Source organism: Methylobacter sp. BlB1, assembly GCF_015476545.1.
GTDB lineage: Bacteria > Pseudomonadota > Gammaproteobacteria > Methylococcales > Methylomonadaceae > Methylobacter.
Genome location: NZ_JADMKV010000029.1, coordinates 29,404 through 50,366, shown reverse-complemented (window position 1 = coordinate 50,366; position 20,963 = coordinate 29,404). Strand labels below are relative to the sequence as shown.

The 20,963-nt window shown below is 50.2% G+C and carries 17 protein-coding genes and 1 tRNA gene; 2 read left to right on the top strand and 16 right to left on the bottom strand.

Annotation, left to right across the window (positions count from 1 at the left end; genetic code table 11):
- Positions 1 to 518 precede the first annotated feature (518 nt).
- The 10 genes from IT781_RS12485 to IT781_RS12440 all read right to left on the bottom strand — a co-directional run bounded on the left by IT781_RS12485 (position 519) and on the right by IT781_RS12440 (position 10,539).
- The gene (locus tag IT781_RS12485) at positions 519 to 1,034 is read right to left on the bottom strand and encodes a hypothetical protein (protein ID WP_194970491.1); all 516 of its coding nucleotides are present in this window, start codon (positions 1,032 to 1,034) and stop codon (positions 519 to 521) included.
- A gap of 6 nt (positions 1,035 to 1,040) precedes the next feature.
- Positions 1,041 to 1,547, bottom strand: a complete 507-nt coding sequence (locus IT781_RS12480) for a hypothetical protein (protein ID WP_194970490.1) — start codon at positions 1,545 to 1,547, stop codon at positions 1,041 to 1,043.
- Position 1,548: 1 nt separating this feature from the next.
- Positions 1,549 to 1,917, bottom strand: a complete 369-nt coding sequence (locus IT781_RS12475; protein WP_194970489.1) for a hypothetical protein — start codon at positions 1,915 to 1,917, stop codon at positions 1,549 to 1,551.
- Between the two features lie 119 nt (positions 1,918 to 2,036).
- Entirely contained in the window at positions 2,037 to 2,249 is a 213-nt protein-coding gene (locus tag IT781_RS12470; RefSeq protein ID WP_228779121.1) for a YbdD/YjiX family protein, read from the bottom strand.
- On the bottom strand, positions 2,234 to 4,303 hold the full coding sequence (locus IT781_RS12465; protein WP_194970488.1) for a carbon starvation CstA family protein: 2,070 nt from the start codon (positions 4,301 to 4,303) through the stop codon (positions 2,234 to 2,236). Before IT781_RS12465 ends, IT781_RS12470 begins: the two co-directional genes overlap by 16 nt.
- Before the next feature lie 61 nt (positions 4,304 to 4,364).
- A complete protein-coding gene (gene miaA / locus IT781_RS12460; protein WP_194970487.1) occupies positions 4,365 to 5,303 on the bottom strand; it encodes a tRNA (adenosine(37)-N6)-dimethylallyltransferase MiaA in 939 nt (312 codons plus the stop codon).
- A gap of 17 nt (positions 5,304 to 5,320) precedes the next feature.
- Complete coding sequence (gene mutL, locus IT781_RS12455) at positions 5,321 to 7,144, bottom strand: DNA mismatch repair endonuclease MutL (RefSeq protein WP_194970486.1); 1,824 nt, start codon at positions 7,142 to 7,144, stop codon at positions 5,321 to 5,323.
- A gap of 123 nt (positions 7,145 to 7,267) precedes the next feature.
- The gene (locus tag IT781_RS12450; RefSeq protein ID WP_194970485.1) at positions 7,268 to 8,584 is read right to left on the bottom strand and encodes an N-acetylmuramoyl-L-alanine amidase; all 1,317 of its coding nucleotides are present in this window, start codon (positions 8,582 to 8,584) and stop codon (positions 7,268 to 7,270) included.
- A gap of 66 nt (positions 8,585 to 8,650) precedes the next feature.
- On the bottom strand, positions 8,651 to 9,076 hold the full coding sequence (gene tsaE, locus IT781_RS12445; RefSeq protein WP_194970484.1) for a tRNA (adenosine(37)-N6)-threonylcarbamoyltransferase complex ATPase subunit type 1 TsaE: 426 nt from the start codon (positions 9,074 to 9,076) through the stop codon (positions 8,651 to 8,653).
- Positions 9,073 to 10,539 (bottom strand): NAD(P)H-hydrate dehydratase, encoded by a 1,467-nt coding sequence (locus IT781_RS12440; RefSeq protein WP_194970483.1) that lies wholly within the window; start codon positions 10,537 to 10,539, stop codon positions 9,073 to 9,075. The genes tsaE and IT781_RS12440 overlap by 4 nt, the downstream gene beginning before the upstream one ends.
- A 109-nt stretch (positions 10,540 to 10,648) precedes the next feature.
- On the opposite strand from IT781_RS12440, the gene queG reads away from it, so the two are divergent.
- Positions 10,649 to 11,728, top strand: coding sequence for a tRNA epoxyqueuosine(34) reductase QueG (gene queG / locus IT781_RS12435; RefSeq protein WP_194970482.1), 1,080 nt, complete (start codon positions 10,649 to 10,651; stop codon positions 11,726 to 11,728).
- Here queG and ppsA read toward each other — a convergent pair.
- Positions 11,725 to 14,139 (bottom strand): phosphoenolpyruvate synthase, encoded by a 2,415-nt coding sequence (gene ppsA, locus IT781_RS12430; protein ID WP_194970481.1) that lies wholly within the window; start codon positions 14,137 to 14,139, stop codon positions 11,725 to 11,727. The genes queG and ppsA overlap by 4 nt on opposite strands.
- Before the next feature lie 565 nt (positions 14,140 to 14,704).
- Between ppsA and IT781_RS12425 the strand changes: the two genes are divergently transcribed.
- Positions 14,705 to 15,220: a hypothetical protein gene (locus IT781_RS12425; RefSeq protein ID WP_228779120.1), complete on the top strand. Its 516-nt coding sequence runs from the start codon at positions 14,705 to 14,707 to the stop codon at positions 15,218 to 15,220.
- 148 nt (positions 15,221 to 15,368) lie between these two features.
- Here IT781_RS12425 and IT781_RS12420 read toward each other — a convergent pair whose 3' ends face one another.
- The 5 genes from IT781_RS12420 to ftsH all read right to left on the bottom strand — a co-directional run bounded on the left by IT781_RS12420 (position 15,369) and on the right by ftsH (position 20,940).
- Entirely contained in the window at positions 15,369 to 15,686 is a 318-nt protein-coding gene (locus tag IT781_RS12420) for a hypothetical protein (protein WP_194970480.1), read from the bottom strand.
- A gap of 956 nt (positions 15,687 to 16,642) precedes the next feature.
- A tRNA-Leu gene (locus IT781_RS12415) sits at positions 16,643 to 16,727 on the bottom strand.
- Between the two features lie 40 nt (positions 16,728 to 16,767).
- A complete protein-coding gene (gene secG, locus IT781_RS12410; RefSeq protein ID WP_194970479.1) occupies positions 16,768 to 17,196 on the bottom strand; it encodes a preprotein translocase subunit SecG in 429 nt (142 codons plus the stop codon).
- Positions 17,197 to 17,515: 319 nt separating this feature from the next.
- Positions 17,516 to 18,856: a phosphoglucosamine mutase gene (glmM, locus tag IT781_RS12405; protein WP_194970478.1), complete on the bottom strand. Its 1,341-nt coding sequence runs from the start codon at positions 18,854 to 18,856 to the stop codon at positions 17,516 to 17,518.
- Positions 18,857 to 19,032: 176 nt separating this feature from the next.
- The gene (gene ftsH / locus IT781_RS12400) at positions 19,033 to 20,940 is read right to left on the bottom strand and encodes an ATP-dependent zinc metalloprotease FtsH (RefSeq protein ID WP_194970493.1); all 1,908 of its coding nucleotides are present in this window, start codon (positions 20,938 to 20,940) and stop codon (positions 19,033 to 19,035) included.
- Positions 20,941 to 20,963: the final 23 nt, after the last annotated feature.

Genomic DNA, 20,963 nt, shown 5'->3' with positions numbered 1-20,963 from the left:
CTTTTGATGCTTAAATGGAACGGTGAATTGGATACTATACTTAATTAACAATGCCCTAATTTGGTTGTGGGGTATGTGTGTTTCCTTTCTCATATATTAATCAAGAACGTCAGTGTTAAACGTTAAGGACGGGGTTACAAACCCCGTCCTGCGCAAAGGTTGCCCTGCCGTAAGACCTGAACAGCTGTTTTGGATAGCCAAATTCGCCAAATCGAGTGTTTCAACGTAGGCATCAATGGCACGCACTGGATTATTCTCGGACACATATTCATCAATACTGGATGGCCATAGTACAGTCTGGTATCGATTTTGCCCTATCTTATAGCGTCGATTAGTCATTCTTTTTTTAAATCAATAGGATAACTAACAATATTATACCAAATATGGCGACTGAATTCTTTCACAGTCTCGTCAGCGTAATGCGCTGGATGATCTTTAATACGTTACGGATTACACCTCATCGCATTAAAGATTGCGCCTTACCGAGTTCTTTTGAGGCAACATCCCGAATATAAACGCTACCGCCAGTAATAACCTCGTTCTTCTAAAATTGCATAATATTTGTCGATTATTTCCTGTATTTTTTCTTCTGGAACCAGATCATGACAAAAGAGAGTCATTGCTTTTTCAGTAAAAATTAAAGCTTGTGCGGACATCTCTGTTGATAGCACCAATCCGGAATAGATTCTCTGTCCCGAGGATTCAAAAATATCATTCAACCACAAATCAAAAGGCAAAAAACCATTATCTCCCACTACTGTAGCAGGAGCGGAATATAAAGGACTGTTGTCTTCATTTATGCGCAAATGAACACGTACCGCCCGATTAAGAGTATCATTAGCCATAATAAGAATTGGGGATGCATCACGCTCAGCAGGATAAAGGGGATGCCATTGATCTATCTGCTTTTGTTCGCTAAAGCAGGAACGAAACAATTCAATCCAAAACATCTCCAGCAACAGAAATTCCAGGTCATTTTTTTCAAAATTGACAAAAGGAAAAGCAGGATGATTACGTAATTGCTCAAGATTCATAATATTTCAATAGATAAAGTTGTTGGATGGACCATAGGAATCTATGTCGAAGCGAATACCTCCTGATACTTTATAATTTTCGAAGGATTTTTGGCCAAGAAAGCCACCATTAGCAGGGAGATTCGACAGCCATTTTAATGCCTTGGCGTAGGCTTCAGCCCTGTTCTTGGCTTGAATTTTCTTCAGCATGGCGTAAGTTGCATTGGCATTAGCTGTACCCATGGAAACAGGAATCGGATTACACGACACCACCGTAGGAGCCCCAATAGTTGATTTGGTAGTGCCACCTATATCGGTGCCTTGGGCATGACTATGAACCGACCAATCGCGATTACGGCAAGTTTGGGTATCTGATTTAGTACTCGTATCAGTTTTAGCTTCTTCATTGGTTGTTGATGAAGACATATAAATTACACCGCCAACAACTACCGTACCAGCAGCAAGAGCGGCATAGGCCGCCCAACCCGGCGGGCCGGCTGCCAACAAAGGCGCACCAGCTACTAGAGTCCCCATCCTATTGCCCTTTAACTAAGTTATTAATTTCAAAAAATGACATTATCAGATGCCTGGCTTTAGCATAAGGATGCATAAGATCATCGTTCAATAAATCAGAAAACGCATCCATTGAAAATACGTCCGCATTGGTAATAAATCGTATATAACACAGATTGAGAATCTGGTCTGCATGAACAATATCTCTACTGTGACATTGGTCAATGACTTCAAAAACAACTTGCTCTATTTTATCGGGATCATAATTTTTCATTGTTTCGTTAGCCTGTGACAGCAACTCATCGCAGATCATTTTAGCAAGCTCATTATTCCGCCTAGCTCTGAGGTCATTAAGCAATGCTAATCGTTGTTCAGGTCGTAAAATCAACATATTCTTCCTATCCTTAATAGATAATCAAGCGATTATCAACGTCCACTATTCGTGCTTGAAAAATTCAGCGATGCGCCATCGTTCCTAACTAATGATGACATACATCGAAATCGTCCTTCCTAACAACAACGCTTCACACCCCGCCACTTCTCATCCTGCCACTGCTTGAAAAACTCCTTTTTGCTCAGCGGCTGGCAATGAACATGATCTGAGTCGGCTTGATGATGCATGGCATGGTGTTTCAGGTAGCGCTCATAGGCGTCGTCGCCGGAGAGATGACGCACGATCTGCCAGAATGACTTGAGCCGACTGATCATCAATCTCGCGCCCATTCTTCCACCAGCCGGCTTGGGCTATGCGGCGCTTCGGTCAGCGGCCGCACCGGCTTGCCAGCCAGATGGAGAGCGCATACGCGCACCATGTCGAACACGATCGTCCACAGCAGTGCGACGAAAAACAGCGTCAGATAGGCGTCCAGGTGTAGGTTGAAGATCAGTTGCGGCGCGATGGCGGCTTTCTCGGGCGGCAGCGTGCCGGCGGCCAGCTTGTCGGACAGATCATTCGCGGCCGAAAAAAAGCCGATGCGAATGTCATCACTGGTGATCTTTTGCCACGAGGCGGTGCTGGTGATAATGATCAGCCACGACAGCGGCAGGCCGGTCACCCAGGCATAGTTGAATTTGCCGGATTTGATCAGGATGCCCGTCGCCACGCACAGGGCGATAGCCGCCAGCATCTGGTTGGCGATGCCGAACAGCGGCCACAGGATGTTGACGCCGCCGTTCGGGTCGATGACGCCGATATAGAGGAAATAGCCCCAGCCGCCCACGACCAGCGCGCTGGTCAGGATGACCGAAGGCGCCCACGAGGTCTCCGCCATTTTCGGCCAGATATTGCCGAGCATGTCCTGCAGCATGAACCGGCCCACGCGCGTGCCGGCATCCAGCGTGGTCAGGATGAAGATGGCCTCGAACATGATGGCGAAGTGATACCACAAGGCCAGCAGCCCGTCGCCGAACGCGCTGCCGAAAATGCTGGCCATGCCGACGGCCAGCGACGGCGCGCCGCCCGTGCGCGCGAACAGGCTGGCCTCGCCCATTTTACTGGCCAATGCCTGCATCTGCTCCACGGATACCGGAAAGCCCCATGAAGAAATTGTTGCAACGGCCGCGGCCGCTTCCTTGCCGATCACGCCGGCCGGGCTGTTGATGGCGAAATACACGCCCGGATCGAGTACCGTTGCCGCGATCATGGCCATGACCGCCACGAACGACTCCAGCACCATGCCGCCATAGCCGATCATGCGGATGTCGCGTTCATTGGTCAGCAGTTTCGGCGTTGTGCCGGAAGACACCAGGGCATGGAAACCCGAGATCGCGCCGCAGGCGATGGTGATGAACACGAACGGAAACAGCTTGCCGCCGAAGACCGGCCCCGTGCCGTCGATGAATTGCGTCACGGCCGGCATTTTCACGTCCGGCTGCAGCACGACGATCGCCACGGCCAGCAGCGTGATAGTGCCCAGTTTCATAAAGGTCGACAGATAATCGCGCGGCGCCAGCAGCAGCCAGACCGGCAGAATGGCTGCCGCGAAGCCGTACGCCATGACCCACCAGGCCAACATCAGTCCTTCATGATCGAACAAACCGCGCAATGTCTCATTGCCGTCGATCCAGCCGCCGCCCGCAACCGACAGCAGCAGCAGCGTCACGCCCAAGGCCGATGCTTCCAGCACCTGGCCGGGACGAAGATGGCGCATGTAAAGGCCGACGATCATTGCAATCGGGATCGTCGCCGCCACCGTGGAAGTCGCCCAGGGGCTGTGCTTCATGGCATTGACGACCACCAGCCCGAGCACGGCAATCAGGATGATCATGATGGAAAACGTACCGATCAAAGCAGCCGTGCCGCCCAGAGGCCCGAGCTCGTCGCGCGCCATCTGTCCCAGGCTTTTAGCATTGCGGCGCGTGGACAGAAACAGCGTCACCATATCCTGCACGCAGCCGCCCAGCACCGAGCCGAACAACAGCCACAGCGTGCCGGGCAGATAGCCGAACTGCGCGGCCAGCGTCGGCCCGACCAGCGGGCCTGGGCCTGCAATCGCCGCAAAATGATGACCGAAGACGATCCATTTGTTGGTCGGCACGAAATCGCGGCCATTGTCGAGGCGTTCGGCCGGCGTCGCGCGCGTCTGGTCGACGACCAGCACGGACGCGGCAACCCATGCCGCATAAAAGCGGTAGGCGATCGCATAGACGCACAGCGCCGCGGTAATGAACCATAGCGCGTTGATGCTCTCGCCGCGGTTCAGGGCGATGCCGCCGACCGCTGCCGCACCCAGGATAGCAATGAGTAGCCAGATGGAGTTTTTCAATAAGTTATTCATAGCTTTTTATCAGGTTATTGTCGTTTTATTCTTCTTGAGCACGGGCCGGAGCTGGCCGCTACTATAAATGCTGTCTGACTTCAGCAAGCACCTTCTCCAGCAAGTCCGGCTGCCCGGTCTCAAAATTGGCCGCGTCAATTTCCCTGCGCAGCCAGGTAAACTGGCGCTTGGCCAGCTGCCGCGTGGCGACGATGCCTTTCTCGACCATGGTGTCGTAATCGTATTCGCCCGACAGATAGGACCAGACCTGGCGATAGCCGACCGCCCGGATCGAGGGCATTTTTTCCATCAAATCGCCGCGCTTGAACAGCGCTTCCACTTCAGCAACCAAGCCCTGCTCCAACATTTTTCTGAAACGCTGGGCGATGATATCGTGCAGGATTTTTCTGTCCGGCGGAGCGATGATCAGCTTGATTTTTCGGTAGGGAATATCTTGCACCTGGCCTTCTTCGAAGAAAGAAGTCATCGGCCTGCCGCTGATCTCGTAGACTTCCAATGCGCGCTGTATGCGCTGAGGATCGTTGGGGTGAATTCGGGCCGCCGCTTCGGGGTCGACTTGGGCCAACCGCGCATGCAGGGCCTCTTTGCCGAACTGCTCCAGTTCCTGATCGAGCTTTGCCCTGACGGCTTCATCGGCCTCGGGCAGCACAGCCAGTCCGCTGTTCAGGGCGTTGAAATACAGCATGGTGCCGCCGACCAGTATCGGCAGCTTGCCGCGTTCAGTAATATCGGCCATCAAGGCCAGGGCCTTGTCTCTGAACTGGCCGGTCGAGAACGATTCCGCCGGGTCCAGAATGTCTATCAGGTAGTGAGGAATTCCGCCTCTTTCCGCGAGCGTGGGCTTGGCGGTGCCTATATCCATACCTTTATACACGAGCGCCGAATCAACGCTGATGATTTCGCCATTGAGCGTTTGAGCCAGCTGCACGGCCAGGGCGGTTTTCCCCGAGGCCGTGGGCCCCATCAGGAAAATAGCCGGGGGATGCGTGTTTTTTTGCATAGTACCTAAAATAAATTTTATTGCCCGCGCAGGAAGAATTTGTCGAGCTCATGGGTCGACAGCTCTATCCAGGTCGGCCGGCCGTGATTGCATTGGCCTATTCGCTCGGTCTGTTCCATCTCGCGCAGCAAGGCGTTCATTTCATCGACCGTCAGGCGGCGATGCGCGCGCACGGCGCCATGGCAGGCCATCGTAGCCAGCAGTTCGTTGATCTGTTCCTGCACCCGGGTGCTCACGCCGTGTTCGATGATGTCGGCCAGCACATCGCGTATCAATGTCTCCATATCGGCATTGTTCAGCAACGCCGGCGTCGAGCGCAGGATGACCGTTTCAGGGCCTGAACGGTTCAGATCGAAGCCCAGCGACATGAAGAACTCGTGTTCCTGCTCGGCCAGATCCGCTTCAGCCGGGCTGACTTTTATCTTGATAGGCAGCAGCAGCGGCTGGCTTGGCACATTGCCACTGTGATACTGCTTCTTCAGGCGTTCATAGGTCACACGCTCATGCGCTGCATGGGCATCGACCAAAATAATGCCGTTTGGCGTCTCGGACAGAATATAAATACTGTGCAGATGCGCAATGGCATAACCCAGCGGCGGCGTACCTTTTGTCTGTGCTGCCGGTTGCGTCTGCGCCGGTTTTTGCACGGGCTCGGGTTTTGAATACAGCGCGGCATACGCCTGTATCGTTTCCTCTACATTCAAAGGCAACGCCTCTTGCTGAGGCAGTCTGGGGCTATAGGCCGGTTTATGGCTTTCCGGTCTATAGCCTTCGACAGGTTTCGCCTGCGGCTGGGGTGCAAACTCCTGCACCAGCGTCGAAGTCTGCTCCTGATGCCCCGGCCTTAAATCAGCCAGCGAGCGATGCAGTGCCGAAAACAGGAAATCATGCACCAGCCGTCCTTCCCTGAATCTGACTTCCAGTTTTGCCGGATGCGCATTGACATCGACCAGCGCCGGGTCCAGTGTCAGGAACAGAACAAAGACCGGATGCCGCCCGTGGAACAGCACGTCCTGATAAGCCTGCTTCACGGCGTGGGCGACAAGCTTGTCCTTGATCAGGCGGCCGTTGACGTAGAAGAACTGCATGTCCTGCTGACTGCGTGAGAACGTCGGCAAGCCTACCCAGCCGGTTAAATGCAAGCCGGATGATTCGAAGTCGATTTTGACGGAATTCTCGATGAAAGCCGATCCGCAGATGCCGGCGATCCGGCGTTCCTGCTCGATTTCGGTGGATGCCGGTTTCAGGTTCAGGATTTCCCGCTGGTTGTGCGTGAGCTTGAAGCCGATATCAAAGCGGCTCAGCGCCATCCTTTGCACCAGGGTTTCAATATGCGCGAATTCAGTTTTTTCGGCTTTTAAAAATTTGCGCCGGGCCGGCGTGTTATAGAACAAGTCACGCACTTCGATCGTCGTGCCTTCAGGGTGCGGGTCAGGCTGCGGGTCAAAATTCCGCTCCGTGCCGTCGGCATCGACGCGCCAGGCGCAATCGGCGCCGGCCGTGCGTGAAATCAATGTCAATCTGGCCACGGAACTGATGCTGGGCAGCGCTTCGCCGCGAAACCCCATGCTGACGACATGTTCCAGGTCTTCTAGCGTGGCGATTTTGCTGGTCGCGTGCCGCGACAGCGCCAGCGGCAAGTCTTCTTTTACTATGCCGCAGCCGTCATCCCTGATTTTAATCAGGCGGGTACCGCCCTGCTCTATATCAATCGATATTTGCCGGGCGCCCGCATCAAAACAGTTTTCAACCAGTTCCTTGACAACAGACGAAGGCCTTTCAACGACTTCACCGGCGGCAATCTGGTTGACGAGTTGAGTGGGAAGAGAATGAATACGCATAGCCAACACAAAATAAAAGTCGTATTTTATATGACTTGAGCATTGGCTGGGGAAATTTCGACGGCTGAATTCACGCCATTGGAGAACTTGGGCGACTTCGTGGCCGCCCTTATGCCAGGCTCGTTACATGTTTAGCTCAGTATCGGCTTCAGCCATATGGGTATTGATCGGCGTATGCTGCTGGCTGAAATAGCTCACGATTCCTTTAAAGATAGCCATCGCCATCTTCGATTGATGCGCGCTGTTGCGTAATTTCTGTTCTTCCGACGGATTCGAGATATAGGCGGTTTCAACCAGAATGGACGGAATATCGGGCGATTTCAGCACCATGAATCCGGCCTTCTGCACCGCATCATGATGCAGTACGCCGATTTTTCCGAAATTCTCCAGTACGTTCGCCGCCAGGTCTACGCTAGCATCTTGTGTGGCGGTCTGAGACAAATCCAGCAATACCGATGCCAAAACATCGTCTTTGTCATGGAGCTTGACGCCGCCCACCAGATCGGAGGCATTCTCGCTGTTGGCCAGCCAGCGCGCGGCTTCGCTGGATGCGCCTTTTTGCGATAAGGTGAATACTGAAGCGCCTTTAACGTTGGGATCTTCAAAGGCATCGGCGTGTATGGAAATAAACAGGTCAGCTTTAGCCGCGCGGGCGATTTTCATTCTTTCGCGCAGATTGACGAAGTAGTCGCCATTGCGCACCATGACCGCATTCATGCCCGGCTGTCTGTCGATCAATGTTTTAAGGCGGCGGGCTATCGAAAATACCACGTCCTTCTCCTGGGTGCCGCTATATCCTTGGGCGCCAATGTCTTTGCCGCCATGTCCGGCGTCTATGGCAATGACAATGCCCTTACTTTTATGGGCAGCCATCTTTGTTTTGAGCGATCTGTTCGCGACTTTTATCAGCCCGGCCGACTTACCTTCAACGGCTTTCTTAATGGCCGGCTTCGGCTCAACCGGTTTAGCCATATCGGCTTTTCTGGCAACTGTTTTAGGTTCGGTGGTTTTACCGGCAAAAGATGGAGTTGCTCCTGGCTTGGCTGCATTGGCAAGCGGCCCTTTATCGGTCAGTTCCACAACCAGATGCGAACCGTCCTTGAAACTTTTGGGCTCGATCTGTTTTTTTAAATCAAAAACGACTCTTAGATCGGTATCGTTTCTGAGCGCCGTGCGTACCCGTTGAAACAACGGGTGCGATGCGGGAGGCTGGCTCAGTGCCTGACCTAAATGAACATCCAGGATATCAATCACTAACCGTGACGGGTTTTCGAGCTGAAAAATTCGGTATTTAGGGGCGGAGGTCAAATCAAACACCATGCGCGCCTGATCGGGACCGGAAATATAATTCAATGAATTGACGCTGATTTGCTGTGCATAGCCGGATACAGACAGGAGCTGTAACCCAGCGATAGATAAGACCTTCCAGTAATTTTTCATAGCTATGATCCCTAATGACAACAATCTTGTTTAAATTATATCAGTATGTCTTTGTTTTTCCACTCCCTATAGACTATTTTTCATCATTTTGAGTTCCAGCAACCGGCCGTTGTCTTCCGGAGTCAATGTGATGACCACATCCGGTTCCGGGAGGAAGCCCACGCCCATATCAGGCCATTCGATAAAACACACGGCGTTCTGATCGAAGTAATCCCTGATGCCTATCCATTCCAGCTCTTCGGGATCGGCCACCCGGTATAAATCGAAATGAAATACCTGACGGTCGGCCAGGGCATATTCTTCCACCAGCGTATAGGTAGGACTCTTGACCGCGCCGGAAAAACCCGCCGCGCGCAGGAAGCCCCTGACCAGGGTGGTCTTTCCCGCTCCTAAATCGCCGTGTAAAAAAACCAGGCATTTCGGCGGCAACAGTTGCCACAATTGCACGCCGAACTGTTCTGTCTCTTCAGTATTGCTTAAATGTTGTTTCATGAATTTACCAATTGCCTGAGAGGCTCCATCAGATCGCCGGCCAACAGGCCTCTTTCTCCGTCTTTTTCCACTGCCAGATCCGCCGCCAGACCATGTATATGAACACCCTGTTGAGCCGCGTCCTTCAACGCCAGCCTCTGAGCCAGCAATCCTGCAATCACGCCGGAGAGCACATCACCCATTCCGCCCGAAGCCATGCCCGGATTTCCCGAGGTCGAAACGGCCAATTCATGATCTGAAGCGACCAAAGTGCCGGAGCCTTTCAGAATGGCGACACCGCCGAATTTGGCTTGAAGTGCCGTGGCCGAGGCAAATCTGTCCTGTTGCACCTCGGTAGTGGAGCATTGCAATAAGCGCCCGGCTTCGCCGGGATGCGGCGTCAAAATCCAGTTGGGCTTTACAAAAGGCGCACGGGCCAGCAGATTCAGGCCATCGGCATCAATAACCAGCGGCTTTGGGGAATTCACGGCAGCGCTGAACAGATCGCTAGCCCACTCGCTTTGCCCCAGCCCCGGCCCTATAACGATGACATCGGCTTTTTCCAGTAATGCCTGCAGTTGCCCGGCATTTTCCACGCCATGACACATCAGCTCCGGCCTGTTCAAATTCATGAGTCCGGCATGCTCTGGCCGCGTTGCAATGCTGACCAGTCCCGAGCCGACGCGCAAGGCCGCCTCGCCGGCCATTCTGGCGGCTCCGGTATATCCCAGATCGCCGCCGATTATCAGCACATGTCCGTAATTGCCCTTGTGCGAATAGCTCTCGCGATTGGGAAGGCGTGTTTTAACGACTCGAACGGTCCTTGACGGCACCGCTTCAAACACATCGTCAGGCACCGCCAGAGATGCATAGAAAATCTCGCCGCAATAATCAGCCGCCTGCCCGGTAAACAAGCCCTGCTTCAAGCCGATAAAGGAAACCGTACAATCCGCCTTTACGGCGCAAGCCATTATATTGCCAGTGTCGGCATTCAGGCCCGAAGGGATATCGACGGCAATAACATGTTTTTGATTTTTATTGATGAATGCGATGGCTTCTGCATAAGCGCCTGTTACCGGTCTGTCCAGTCCGGTGCCCAAGAGTGCATCGACAGTTACATCGGTTTCGATGTCCAGATCGGACTGAAATGGAACCACCGTCCCCTTGGCTTCGGCAAACTTCCGGTAGGCCGTCAGAGCATCGCCTGTGAGCTTCTCAGGGTCCGACACAGAGTAAACGGTCACGCTGAGCCCGGCTTCCCGCGCCAGTCTGGCAATAATATAGCCATCGCCCGCGTTATTGCCGGAGCCGCAAAAAACCGCCGCAGAACGGGCATAAGGCCATTTGTTGCGAAGGCACTGAAATACGGCGTATCCGGCCCGACTCATCAATTCAAAGCCGGGAATGCCGCGTTCCTGAATGGCGATCCGGTCAAGTTCCCTGACTTGCGCAGCCCGATAGAGTTTTATTGGTAATTTATGCATGTCATCAAGCTCCAAAAAGCTTACCACTTGCATTTGAGTGCGCAATCATAAAGAATTTCCCATAACCGTATATTTTGTACCTCATCTATTATATTTCCTGTATTCGTCGATGGACACAACCAGCGCTGAAAAAATGGCTGCCCTCGCCAGGCAAATCAAACAATGGGGGCAGGAATTGGGCTTCCAGCAAGTGGGCATTACCGACACCGATCTAACGGATGCGGAAGCCCACCTGCAAAACTGGCTCGCCGATCACTTTCATGGCGGCATGGACTATATGCAGCGCCACGGCGATAAACGTAGCAGACCTGCTTTACTGCAGCCGGGAACCGTCAGCGTGATTTCGGTACGCATGGATTATCTGCCCGAACCGGCTGAAGCCCTGCATAAGACGCTTGAAGAGCCTTGTTCAGCCTACATTTCTCGCTATGCACTCGGCCGCGATTATCACAAAGTGTTGCGCAACCGCTTGCAGAAACTGGCCGATAAAATTCAACAGGAGTATGGCCCGTTCGGTTACCGGGCTTTTGTCGACAGCGCCCCGGTCCTGGAAAAAGCGCTGGCCGAAAAAGCGGGGCTGGGCTGGATAGGCAAGCATTCGAACCTGATTAACAGCAAAGCGGGGTCGTGGTTTTTCCTTGGCGAAATTTATACCGATCTGCCGCTGCCGGCCGACTCCAAGGCCGCATCGCATTGCGGCAGCTGCTCGGCCTGCATGGACGTCTGTCCGACGCAGGCGATTGTCTCGCCCTACCGGGTAGATGCCAGACGCTGCATATCCTATCTGACGATTGAACTGCACGGATCGATTCCCGAGCCGTTCAGGCCGCTGATCGGCAACCGAATCTACGGCTGCGACGATTGTCAGCTGATCTGTCCGTGGAACCGTTTTGCCAAACTAACCGGTGAAAAGGATTTTCATCCCCGACATCGGTTGAATACCCAGCAATTGCTCACTGTCTTCGCCTGGAACGAAGAGGAATTCCTGACCAAAACGGAAGGTTCGGCCATACGCCGGATCGGCCATGAGCGCTGGCTAAGAAACATTGCCGTTGCTCTGGGCAATGCGCCGGCCTCTCAGCCTGTCATTGACGCCTTAAAGGCCATGCTCTCTCATCCTTCGGAACTAGTAAGAGAACATGTCCGGTGGGCTTTGGACAGACAGATGGACCGGTTATCGACCGATTAATGTTTGCCAAGCCGCTGTTCGGTTTCCAGCACCAGTTGCGTGGTTTTGAGAACGGTATCGGGATTCAGGCTCATCGAATCGATCCCGATTTCCACCAGAAACTCGGCCATTTCTGGATAATCCGACGGCGCCTGGCCGCAAAGACCGGAGTGGCTTCCGGTTCGCCGCGCACCTTCAACAGCCAGACGTATCATTTCTTTTACGCCGGGATCGCGCTCGTCAAAATCTTCTGCGACAATTTCCGAATCGCGGTCCACGCCCAGAGTAAGCTGGGTCAGATCGTTCGATCCTATCGAAAAACCGTCAAAGTGTTCGGCAAAGGCATCAAGCTGGATGACGTTATTGGGGATCTCGCACATCACGTAGATTTTGAGACCGTTCTCGCCGCGCTTCAAGCCGAGCTGCGCCATATACTCGAGTACGCGCCGAGCTTCCTGCACGCGCCGGCAGAATGGAATCATCAGGATGACGTTGGTCAGCCCCATCTCGTCGCGCACGCGCTTCATGGCCGCGCATTCCAGCGCAAAGCCTTCGGCATAGGCCGGATGCGTATAACGCGAAGCGCCCCGGAAACCGATCATCGGATTGGCCTCATCGAATTCAAACCGGCGCCCGCCCAGTAAGGTAGCGTATTCGTTGGTTTTGAAATCCGACATGCGCACGACGACAGGCTTTGGATAGAACGCTGCTGCAATCGTGCCCACGCCCTCCGACAGTTGCCGGATAAAAAACTCTTCGCCTGTATCATAAGGCCCAATTAACTGCTTGAGCTGCTCGCGCTCGCCCGAATCCTGAACTTTGTCGGGATGCAACAGCGCCATCGGATGCGCTTTGATATATTCGGTAATGATGAATTCCATGCGCGCCAGGCCGACGCCGTCGTTAGGCAAAAAACTGGTCTTGAAGGCCAGCTCGGGATTGCCGATATTCAGCATGATTTTGGTTTGCGGCCGCTGCAAACCGGATAGGTCCGTGCTGGTTATCTCGAAATCAAGCCGACCTTCATAAATCTTGCCAGTGTCGCCCTCGGCACAGGATACGGTCACCAGCATATTGTTTTTGATGGCAGTCGTGGCATTATCGCAACCGATCACAGCCGGCACGCCCAATTCCCGCGCAATAATCGCCGCATGGCATGTGCGTCCGCCGCGGTTGGTGACTATCGCCGAGGCGATTTTCATGACAGGCTCCCAATCGGGCGTGGTAGTGTCTGACACCAGCACATCACCGGGCTTAAACTCGGACAACTGCTCGAGTTTCTCGATAACGCGGGCATTGCCAACGGCAATCTTGGCCCCCACCGAACGTCCCGTAACGATCGGATCGGCTTTTTGTTTAAGCGTATATTGTTCCAGCACCATGCCGCGCTTTTGTGATTCCACAGTCTCAGGCCGGGCCTGAACAATATACAGCTGGCCGTCGATACCGTCCTTGGCCCACTCCATATCCATGGGCCGCGTCTGCCCGACCTTGGCGCTGTAGTGTTTTTCGATTTTGATGGCGTAATCGGCCAGCGTCAGGACATCCTGATCGTTAATGCAAAAATGCCCGCGCTCCAGGGCCGATGTGACGATGTTGCGTATCGGTTCGCGCGTCCGCCCCTCGCTGTAAACCATTTTGATTTTTTTCGCCCCGAGCGTGCGCCTTAGCACCGCCCGATGGCCCTGCTCAAAAGTCGGTTTATGTACATAAAATTCGTCCGGATCCACGGCACCCTGCACGACATTTTCGCCTAGACCATAAGCGGCGGTAATGAAAACCACATCGCTGAAACCGGATTCGGTATCCAACGAAAACATAACGCCACTGGCATCCAGGTCGGATCGCACCATTTTCATGACGCCTATCGACAGCGCCAGTTTGAAATGATCGAAGCCTTGGTCTATCCGATAATGAATGGCCCGATCGGTAAACAAGCTGGCAAAACAGCGTTTGCAGGCATCCAATAAAGCCTGATCTCCACGTATATTCAGATAAGTATCCTGCTGTCCGGCGAAACTGGCAGTCGGCAAATCCTCGGCCGTCGCCGAACTGCGTACCGCAACGCTCAAATCCTCGCCATATTCCTGCTGCAACTGTGCGAATGCATTCAGAATCTGACTTTCAAGATCCTCCGGCAGAGGCGCGCCATAAATGATATCGCGCGCCTTGCGCGCCCGTTTGGCAAGATCGGCGACATTGTCCGGATCAAGATCATCCAATGCTTCATGGAGAGGCCGCCAGGCATTGGCCTGATCCAGCACATAACGATAAGCTTCCGCCGTAATGGCAAAACCGTTGGGAATCTTAATGCCTTGCGGCGTCAATTCGCGATACATCTCGCCCAGCGATGCGTTTTTGCCGCCAACCAGAGGTACATCATCGATAGTTAATTCATTAAACCAGCGGATGTAGTTTGTTTGTTCAGTCATTATGTTTATTCTCCTTTAGCATATTCCCCTGCTGCCTTGTGACGTGGGTTGTAAAGAAGGTACAGCATTTACCGGCTTCAGCCAATAATTTTGTCTGCAAAGAAAAACCTTAAAAAAATTGTGTGACAATTTGCCACATTATCATTCCCTCAAGGCGTTGCTAGCATATTAGTATGCGCTCTTACTTGCCTTCGGCTTTGAGCAGGGAGCTTAATCATCTATATTTAAGCTCCCTTTTTTTGATTTTCCGCTTGACTTCCAGTTCAAATTTAACAATCAAGCACATACAGTTTTATCCACAAATCCTGTGGATAACCCTGTGCATAACAACTAAATAACTGCTTTCAGGCCCTGCCCTGCCTATGCTTTTATTAGATTGTAGCGTTTTTATACAAAAATAATTATATTTACTTATCAATAGCTTATAAAAAACAATCTTGATAAATAATGTCTATTTTTGGAATCGACTGCCATATCGACACTATAAAATTATCTGTGCATAAATAGATCATGTTAAGCTTATGAAAACACTTCATGTCAAGCATTTTTAGCGTTACTTCAGACCATGCCATTGTTTATTTCGTTAAGCCTCGCCTTCAGTTTTATAGTGCAAAGCGCCAGCCCACTACAAAGCCTGCTGGAATCTACGACATTCAATTACACTGGCATAACATTAGCTGTCTGCAGTATTGCAGGGATTGTTTTGAAAAAATTGCCGCCGAAAATCTGCTATGACGTATTTGCCAGCGGCGCATTATTGGCTTGGTTTAGCTATTGGAAACCTTTGTTTAATGATGATTCGCCGATATTTTTCTTCTATCCGCTTTATTTCGCCTTTATGATGGCCTTTGTATCGTTGTTTTTTATCCAGAGGCCCCAAGTCATCGACTATGACACTTTTCGCTATATAAAATATGTTTCCCGCAAGTACAAACTGCCGCCTTGGCTTGTGATGGCGGGCGTTTTGGTGAGCCTTGCATTGCATCAGCATTTCCTGTTGTTTCCGATCATGATGACCCTCCTGATCATACGCTTTGCTTTAACAAGTTATCTCGAACAACACCTGACAAATCGATTGTGATGGTAAAAGCCCGCCTTGATATGAGATATCCGCCAACCAATGAATTTTTGATGAATAAAAGGCGATACCTGCCTGTAATGCTTCAACCAACTCAGAAACCATTTGTGGCGTCAGCCTTTAAAACTTGATCATGCAGAAGACGTCTACTTTAGTGACGACGATATTCTCCGTCATTATCCGGGTAATACACATCCAAAGGCCGGTCGAAGGTGTATTTGGCTGGCTTCATGATTAACAGATCAGCCGTTTTTTCAAATGCATCGTGCGGTGGAGAAATCGCCGCGAAGGCCGTAAGCGGGCTAATAGCCACAAAAGTAGCTGAACCAACCACAGTCGCGACAAGACCTAATGGCCTGTATAAAATAACATCGATCAGAGCGACTACTGGAGGCTGCTCATTTTGAGCATGCGCTATGTTCGTCATCTCTAGCATCACAATAGCGAGAACCAGAATTTTTATTTTCATATGAGTGTTACCTTAGCCTCTGTTCAGGATAAGGAAAGCAGGCAGATTTTTTTGTAAAAGCAGAAAAAGCATGGATTTCCACCGTGTCATTTCCTCAAAAAACCCGCTAACCATGAAATTAATACGTATCTCTGCAATATAGATGATTTTTGCTAGACATTTATCCGGCATTACACAAAAAATAATTGATAAATGGTGAAATCTATACATTGCATGAATTATGGGCGCAATGCTCAGTTGTTGCATTGTAATCTATCAGCCTGCGGTATCTTTGAGTCGCTTTATCAAAAACATATTCGGAAATATTCGCTATTAAAATTTCTGCTCTACTGAATCGTGCTTTTCCTAAAGTTCGCGTAGGACCGTAGGATCTCTTGAGACAATTGATTCCTCTCCCTTACAGGTCTGCAAAAATATTGCTCCGGCCCTTTGAAGTTTGAATATTTTTTCTGCAGTCTTGGCCGGAGACCAATAAATACGCCGGCTATGGGCATTAGTAGCCTGAAAAAAGTTAAAATTTCATGTTGCCGGATCTATAACTGCATTTTAGCGGCACAAAACTTTTTATCAGTGAAACTGGACAAGGTAGTCCCTTGGCGATAAACAGATTTCAATTTTAAATGACGCTTCATTACTAATGATTAAGGCCAAAGCAAAGAAATCCGGCGACTCAATAATTAAAACCATTAACCGCAGGCTATTACAAGACTGGAACTGTATTTCAAAAAATTACCCGGCTACTTACCGGCTAACGTGATTAAATAAACTGAACTACCACTTTGGTTTGTATCTGTGATGCAGTAATTTTTTTATTACTTCTTGAGTAACTGTAAAAAATTACAATAAAAAACATTGGGGCTTACCGAGCCAGCCTATTTTGCTGGACAATAAAAAACCCGCTAAGCCAGATAACTTGCGGGTTTTTGAACTTTGGTGGGTCTCGTTGAACCCATGATTGGTGCCGATGGTCGGATTTGAACCGACACGACTTGCGTCACCACCCCCTCAAGATGGCGTGTCTACCAATTTCACCACATCGGCTAAGAAATCATCAGAATGCCATATTAAACACTGTTTTGAATTATTTTTCCACTTTATCTTTAGTTTGATCAACTGGCTTTTCAGCAGGCGTTGCCGCTGGCGCTGGTGCCACTGGCGCTTTTTCTGATCCGGCCTCAGGTATAACGGGAACACTCTTCATATCTGTGGCTCCATCCACTTTAGGAATACCGGAAGTATCCTCTACTTCAGGAGTACTCATCAGATCAGTAGTTTTGCCCTGTTGACCACTTAATACAGCGAGCCCTAAGCTGGTCGTAAAAAACAAAGTTGCCAAAATTGCTGTTGCCCGAGACAAGAATGAAGCAGCGCCCTGAGCACCAAAAACGGAACCTGAAGAGCCGGAACCAAAAGCCGCGCCCGCATCTGCGCCTTTTCCTTGCTGCATTAGAACTAATCCAACAACGCCTATACCCAACAACACATGAACAACAATGATTACCTGATACATAAAAAGTCTAAACTACTCTAAGTCGAATGATAAATCTGTAAAAGGACCCGCATCCTGCGAAGCCTCACCTATTAAGCTGCTATCAATATTCTCATGACAAGCAAGTCTTTTCCCTATCCGGCTTAACACTACCTCAACATACTTATAATTGCATTTCGCATCGGTAATGTCCTTATCTTTCCAGTTATAACTGTTGATCTTAGGGATTGAGTCCGCTCATCCGTTGCTGTTTCTTAAAATTCTCACAACCAGAGACTGGAGCATTTCTACGCTCAAGCAGGAAATAAACGACGTATAATATATGCTAATTACTTATAGTTCAAGCTCCTATTGCCTTCTTGACATCACCGGCCAAGTAATTTGCATACTCTTTTACCAAGCCTTCGCTTTGTCCTTCTACCATTACACGAATCAGGGGTTCTGTCCCTGAAGCTCTTAACAACACTCGACCGGTATCGCCCAGTTTCTTCTCAATGGACTTCACTGCTTTTTGTATGGACTCATCCTTATCCGGATCTACTTTTTTGCTTGTTTTGACATTCACTAGAACTTGGGGATATTTTTGCATTCCGGATTTCAATTCGTACAAATTTTTCCCGCTGCTTTGCATCTCCGCCATAACTTGTAGCGCCGCAATGATACCATCCCCTGTTGTCGTTCTATCCAGGCAAATAATATGACCAGAATTTTCCCCGCCTAATATGCCATTATTGATTGTCAACATTTCCATGACGTACCGGTCGCCTACTTTCGCCCTCATCAGATCTATGCCCAGTTTTTTCAAACCGTGCTCCATGCCCAGATTTGTCATTAATGTACCGACTACAGGACCGGACAATTGGCCTGACTTCAGTCTTGATTTAGCGATAATATAAATGAGTTCATCACCGTCAACGATTTCACCTTTATGATCCACCATTATTACACGGTCACCATCGCCATCAAATGCGATGCCTAAATCTGCTCTGTACTCCAGAACAGTCTCAGCTAACTTCTCCGGCCTGGTCGATCCGCATTCATCATTAATATTAAGCCCATCCGGCTCTGCGCCAATCGTGACAACTTCTGCGCCTACCTCGCTAAACACATGAGGCGCTATATGATAAGTTGCCCCATGAGCGCAGTCGATTACAATCCGCAATCCTTTAAAATCAAGCCCAGAAGGAACACTTGCCTTGCAAAACTCAATATAACGGCCGGCCGCATCGACCAATCGTTTTGCTTTGCCTAATTTTGAGGACTCTACCGTAGTCATCGACGAGTCAATGTAATGTTCTATTTTTTTCTCTATTTCATCAGGCAATTTTGTGCCTTGCACCGAGAAAAACTTTACGCCATTATCGTAATAGGGATTGTGAGAAGCACTAATAACAATGCCTGCACTCGCTCTCAATGTACGAGTTAAGTAGGCTATACCCGGCGTAGGCATAGGGCCCAATAGCCGAGTATCGACACCTGCCGCAGTCAAGCCCGCTTCCAACGCGGATTCAAACATGTAGCCTGAAATACGAGTATCCTTTCCAACCAAAACAAAGCCGTGCCCTTCCTCTGCAAAAACACGTCCGGTAGCCCAACCCAGCTTCAGCAAAAAATCTGCCGTGATGGGGGCATCCCCTACTCTGCCTCTGATACCATCAGTCCCAAAATATTTTTTTGTCATAATCCTACAAACCTCTACCTGAAAAATATGGAAGCATTAATGCTTTCATAGATTATTATGCGATAAAAACATGCATTATTCTCGAATTCAGTTCACTTTATCGCATTCCTTGCCAAAAATTACGCATAAAAAAAGGAGAGATATCAATCTCTCCTTTTTTTCAAGCTAGAGAATTGCTAGATCTGCTCGGCTGTGCCGCCAATCGGCTTCTCCGTCGCTCCTTTGGAATCATCTGCCTTAACATCAGCATGAGGAGGCGTGTCATCCCAACCTTGAGGCTCTCTGACCGGTTTACGGGCCATCAAATCGTCAATCTGATATTTATCGATAGTCTCATACTTCATTAACGCTTCCGCCATGGCATGCAGAATGTCAATATTTTCCTTAAGAATTTTCTCCGCACGCTCATAGTTCCGATCAATGAAAGAACGAATCTCTTCATCAATCGTATGAGAAGTTTCTTCCGCAACTGTCTTATGCTGCGTTACCGAGCGTCCCAGAAAAACTTCACCTTCCTCTTCACTGTATGCCAACGGCCCTAAACGTTGAGATAATCCCCATTTAGTCACCATGTTTCTGGCTAACTCAGTGGCTCTCTCGATATCATTGGAGGCACCGGTGCTAACCTGCTCCCAACCAAAGATCATTTCTTCGGCAATACGACCGCCATATAAACTGGAGATCATGCTATCCAATTTTTGTTTGCTGGCGCTGTATTGATCCCTTTCCGGCAAGAACATGGTAACACCCAACGCACGTCCCCGCGGCATGATACTGACTTTGTAAACAGGGTCATGCTCAGGAACAAGCCTTCCGACGATAGCATGGCCAGCCTCGTGATAGGCCGTCATCTTTTTTTCCTTCTCGCCCATAACCATGGAGCGTCTTTCAGCACCCATGATCAACTTATCCTTGGCTTTTTCCAGATCCGCCATATTCACCAGGCGTTTATTCGATCTGGCTGCAAACAAAGCCGCCTCATTAACCAGGTTGGCCAAATCGGCGCCTGAAAAACCTGGCGTACCCTGGGCTATATATTTAACTTCAACATCATCAGCCGTAGGCACTTTCTTTAGATGTACATTAAGAATCTGTTCACGGCCTCTTACATCAGGCAGACCCACCGTTATTTGACGATCAAACCTGCCCGGACGCAACAAAGCCTGATCCAATACGTCGGGACGGTTTGTTGCTGCAATTACGATAATGCCTTCATTACCCTCAAAACCATCCATTTCCACGAGCAATTGGTTCAATGTTTGCTCGCGCTCATCATTTCCGCCGCCCAGGCCGGCGCCCCGTTGACGACCAACCGCATCGATCTCATCAATGAAGATAATGCAAGGTGCGTGCTTTTTAGCTTGATCAAACATATCGCGTACGCGCGATGCACCTACACCCACGAACATTTCCACAAAGTCCGAGCCGGAAATAGTGAAAAACGGAACTTTAGCTTCGCCGGCAATGGCTCTGGCAAGTAATGTTTTACCTGTACCGGGAGGACCAATCATCAGTGCGCCGCGAGGAATTTTGCCGCCTAATTTCTGATATTTGGCAGGATCTCTCAGGAAGTCGACCATCTCGACAACCTCTTCCTTGGCTTCATCGCAGCCGGCCACATCGGCAAAGGTCACTTTAATCTGATCTTCTTCAAGCATGCGGGCTTTGCTCTTTCCAAAAGTCATTGCACCGCGGCCACCGCCAGCGCCGCCCTGCATTTGCCGCATGAAAAATACCCAAACAGCAATAAGCAACAGCATCGGCCCAAAGGACACCAGCAACTGCATGAGCATTGAAGGCTGTTCGGGTGGTATAGCTTTGATTTCGACGCCGTTTGCCAACAAGTCATCAACTAAATGCGGGTCTTCCGGTGCATAGGTTTTAAACCTCTCACCTCCCTGCATTTTGCCTTTGATAACGTTATCGTCAATCATAACTTGCTGAACCTGGCCCGATTTTACCGACTCAATGAACTGCGAATATGATAGCGATGAATCGCCCCGGTCGCTCTGCGGACCAAAATTATTAAAGATGGACATCAATACAACAATAATGACGCCCCACAGGATTATATTTTTAATCATATCGTTCAATTTGCACACCCTAG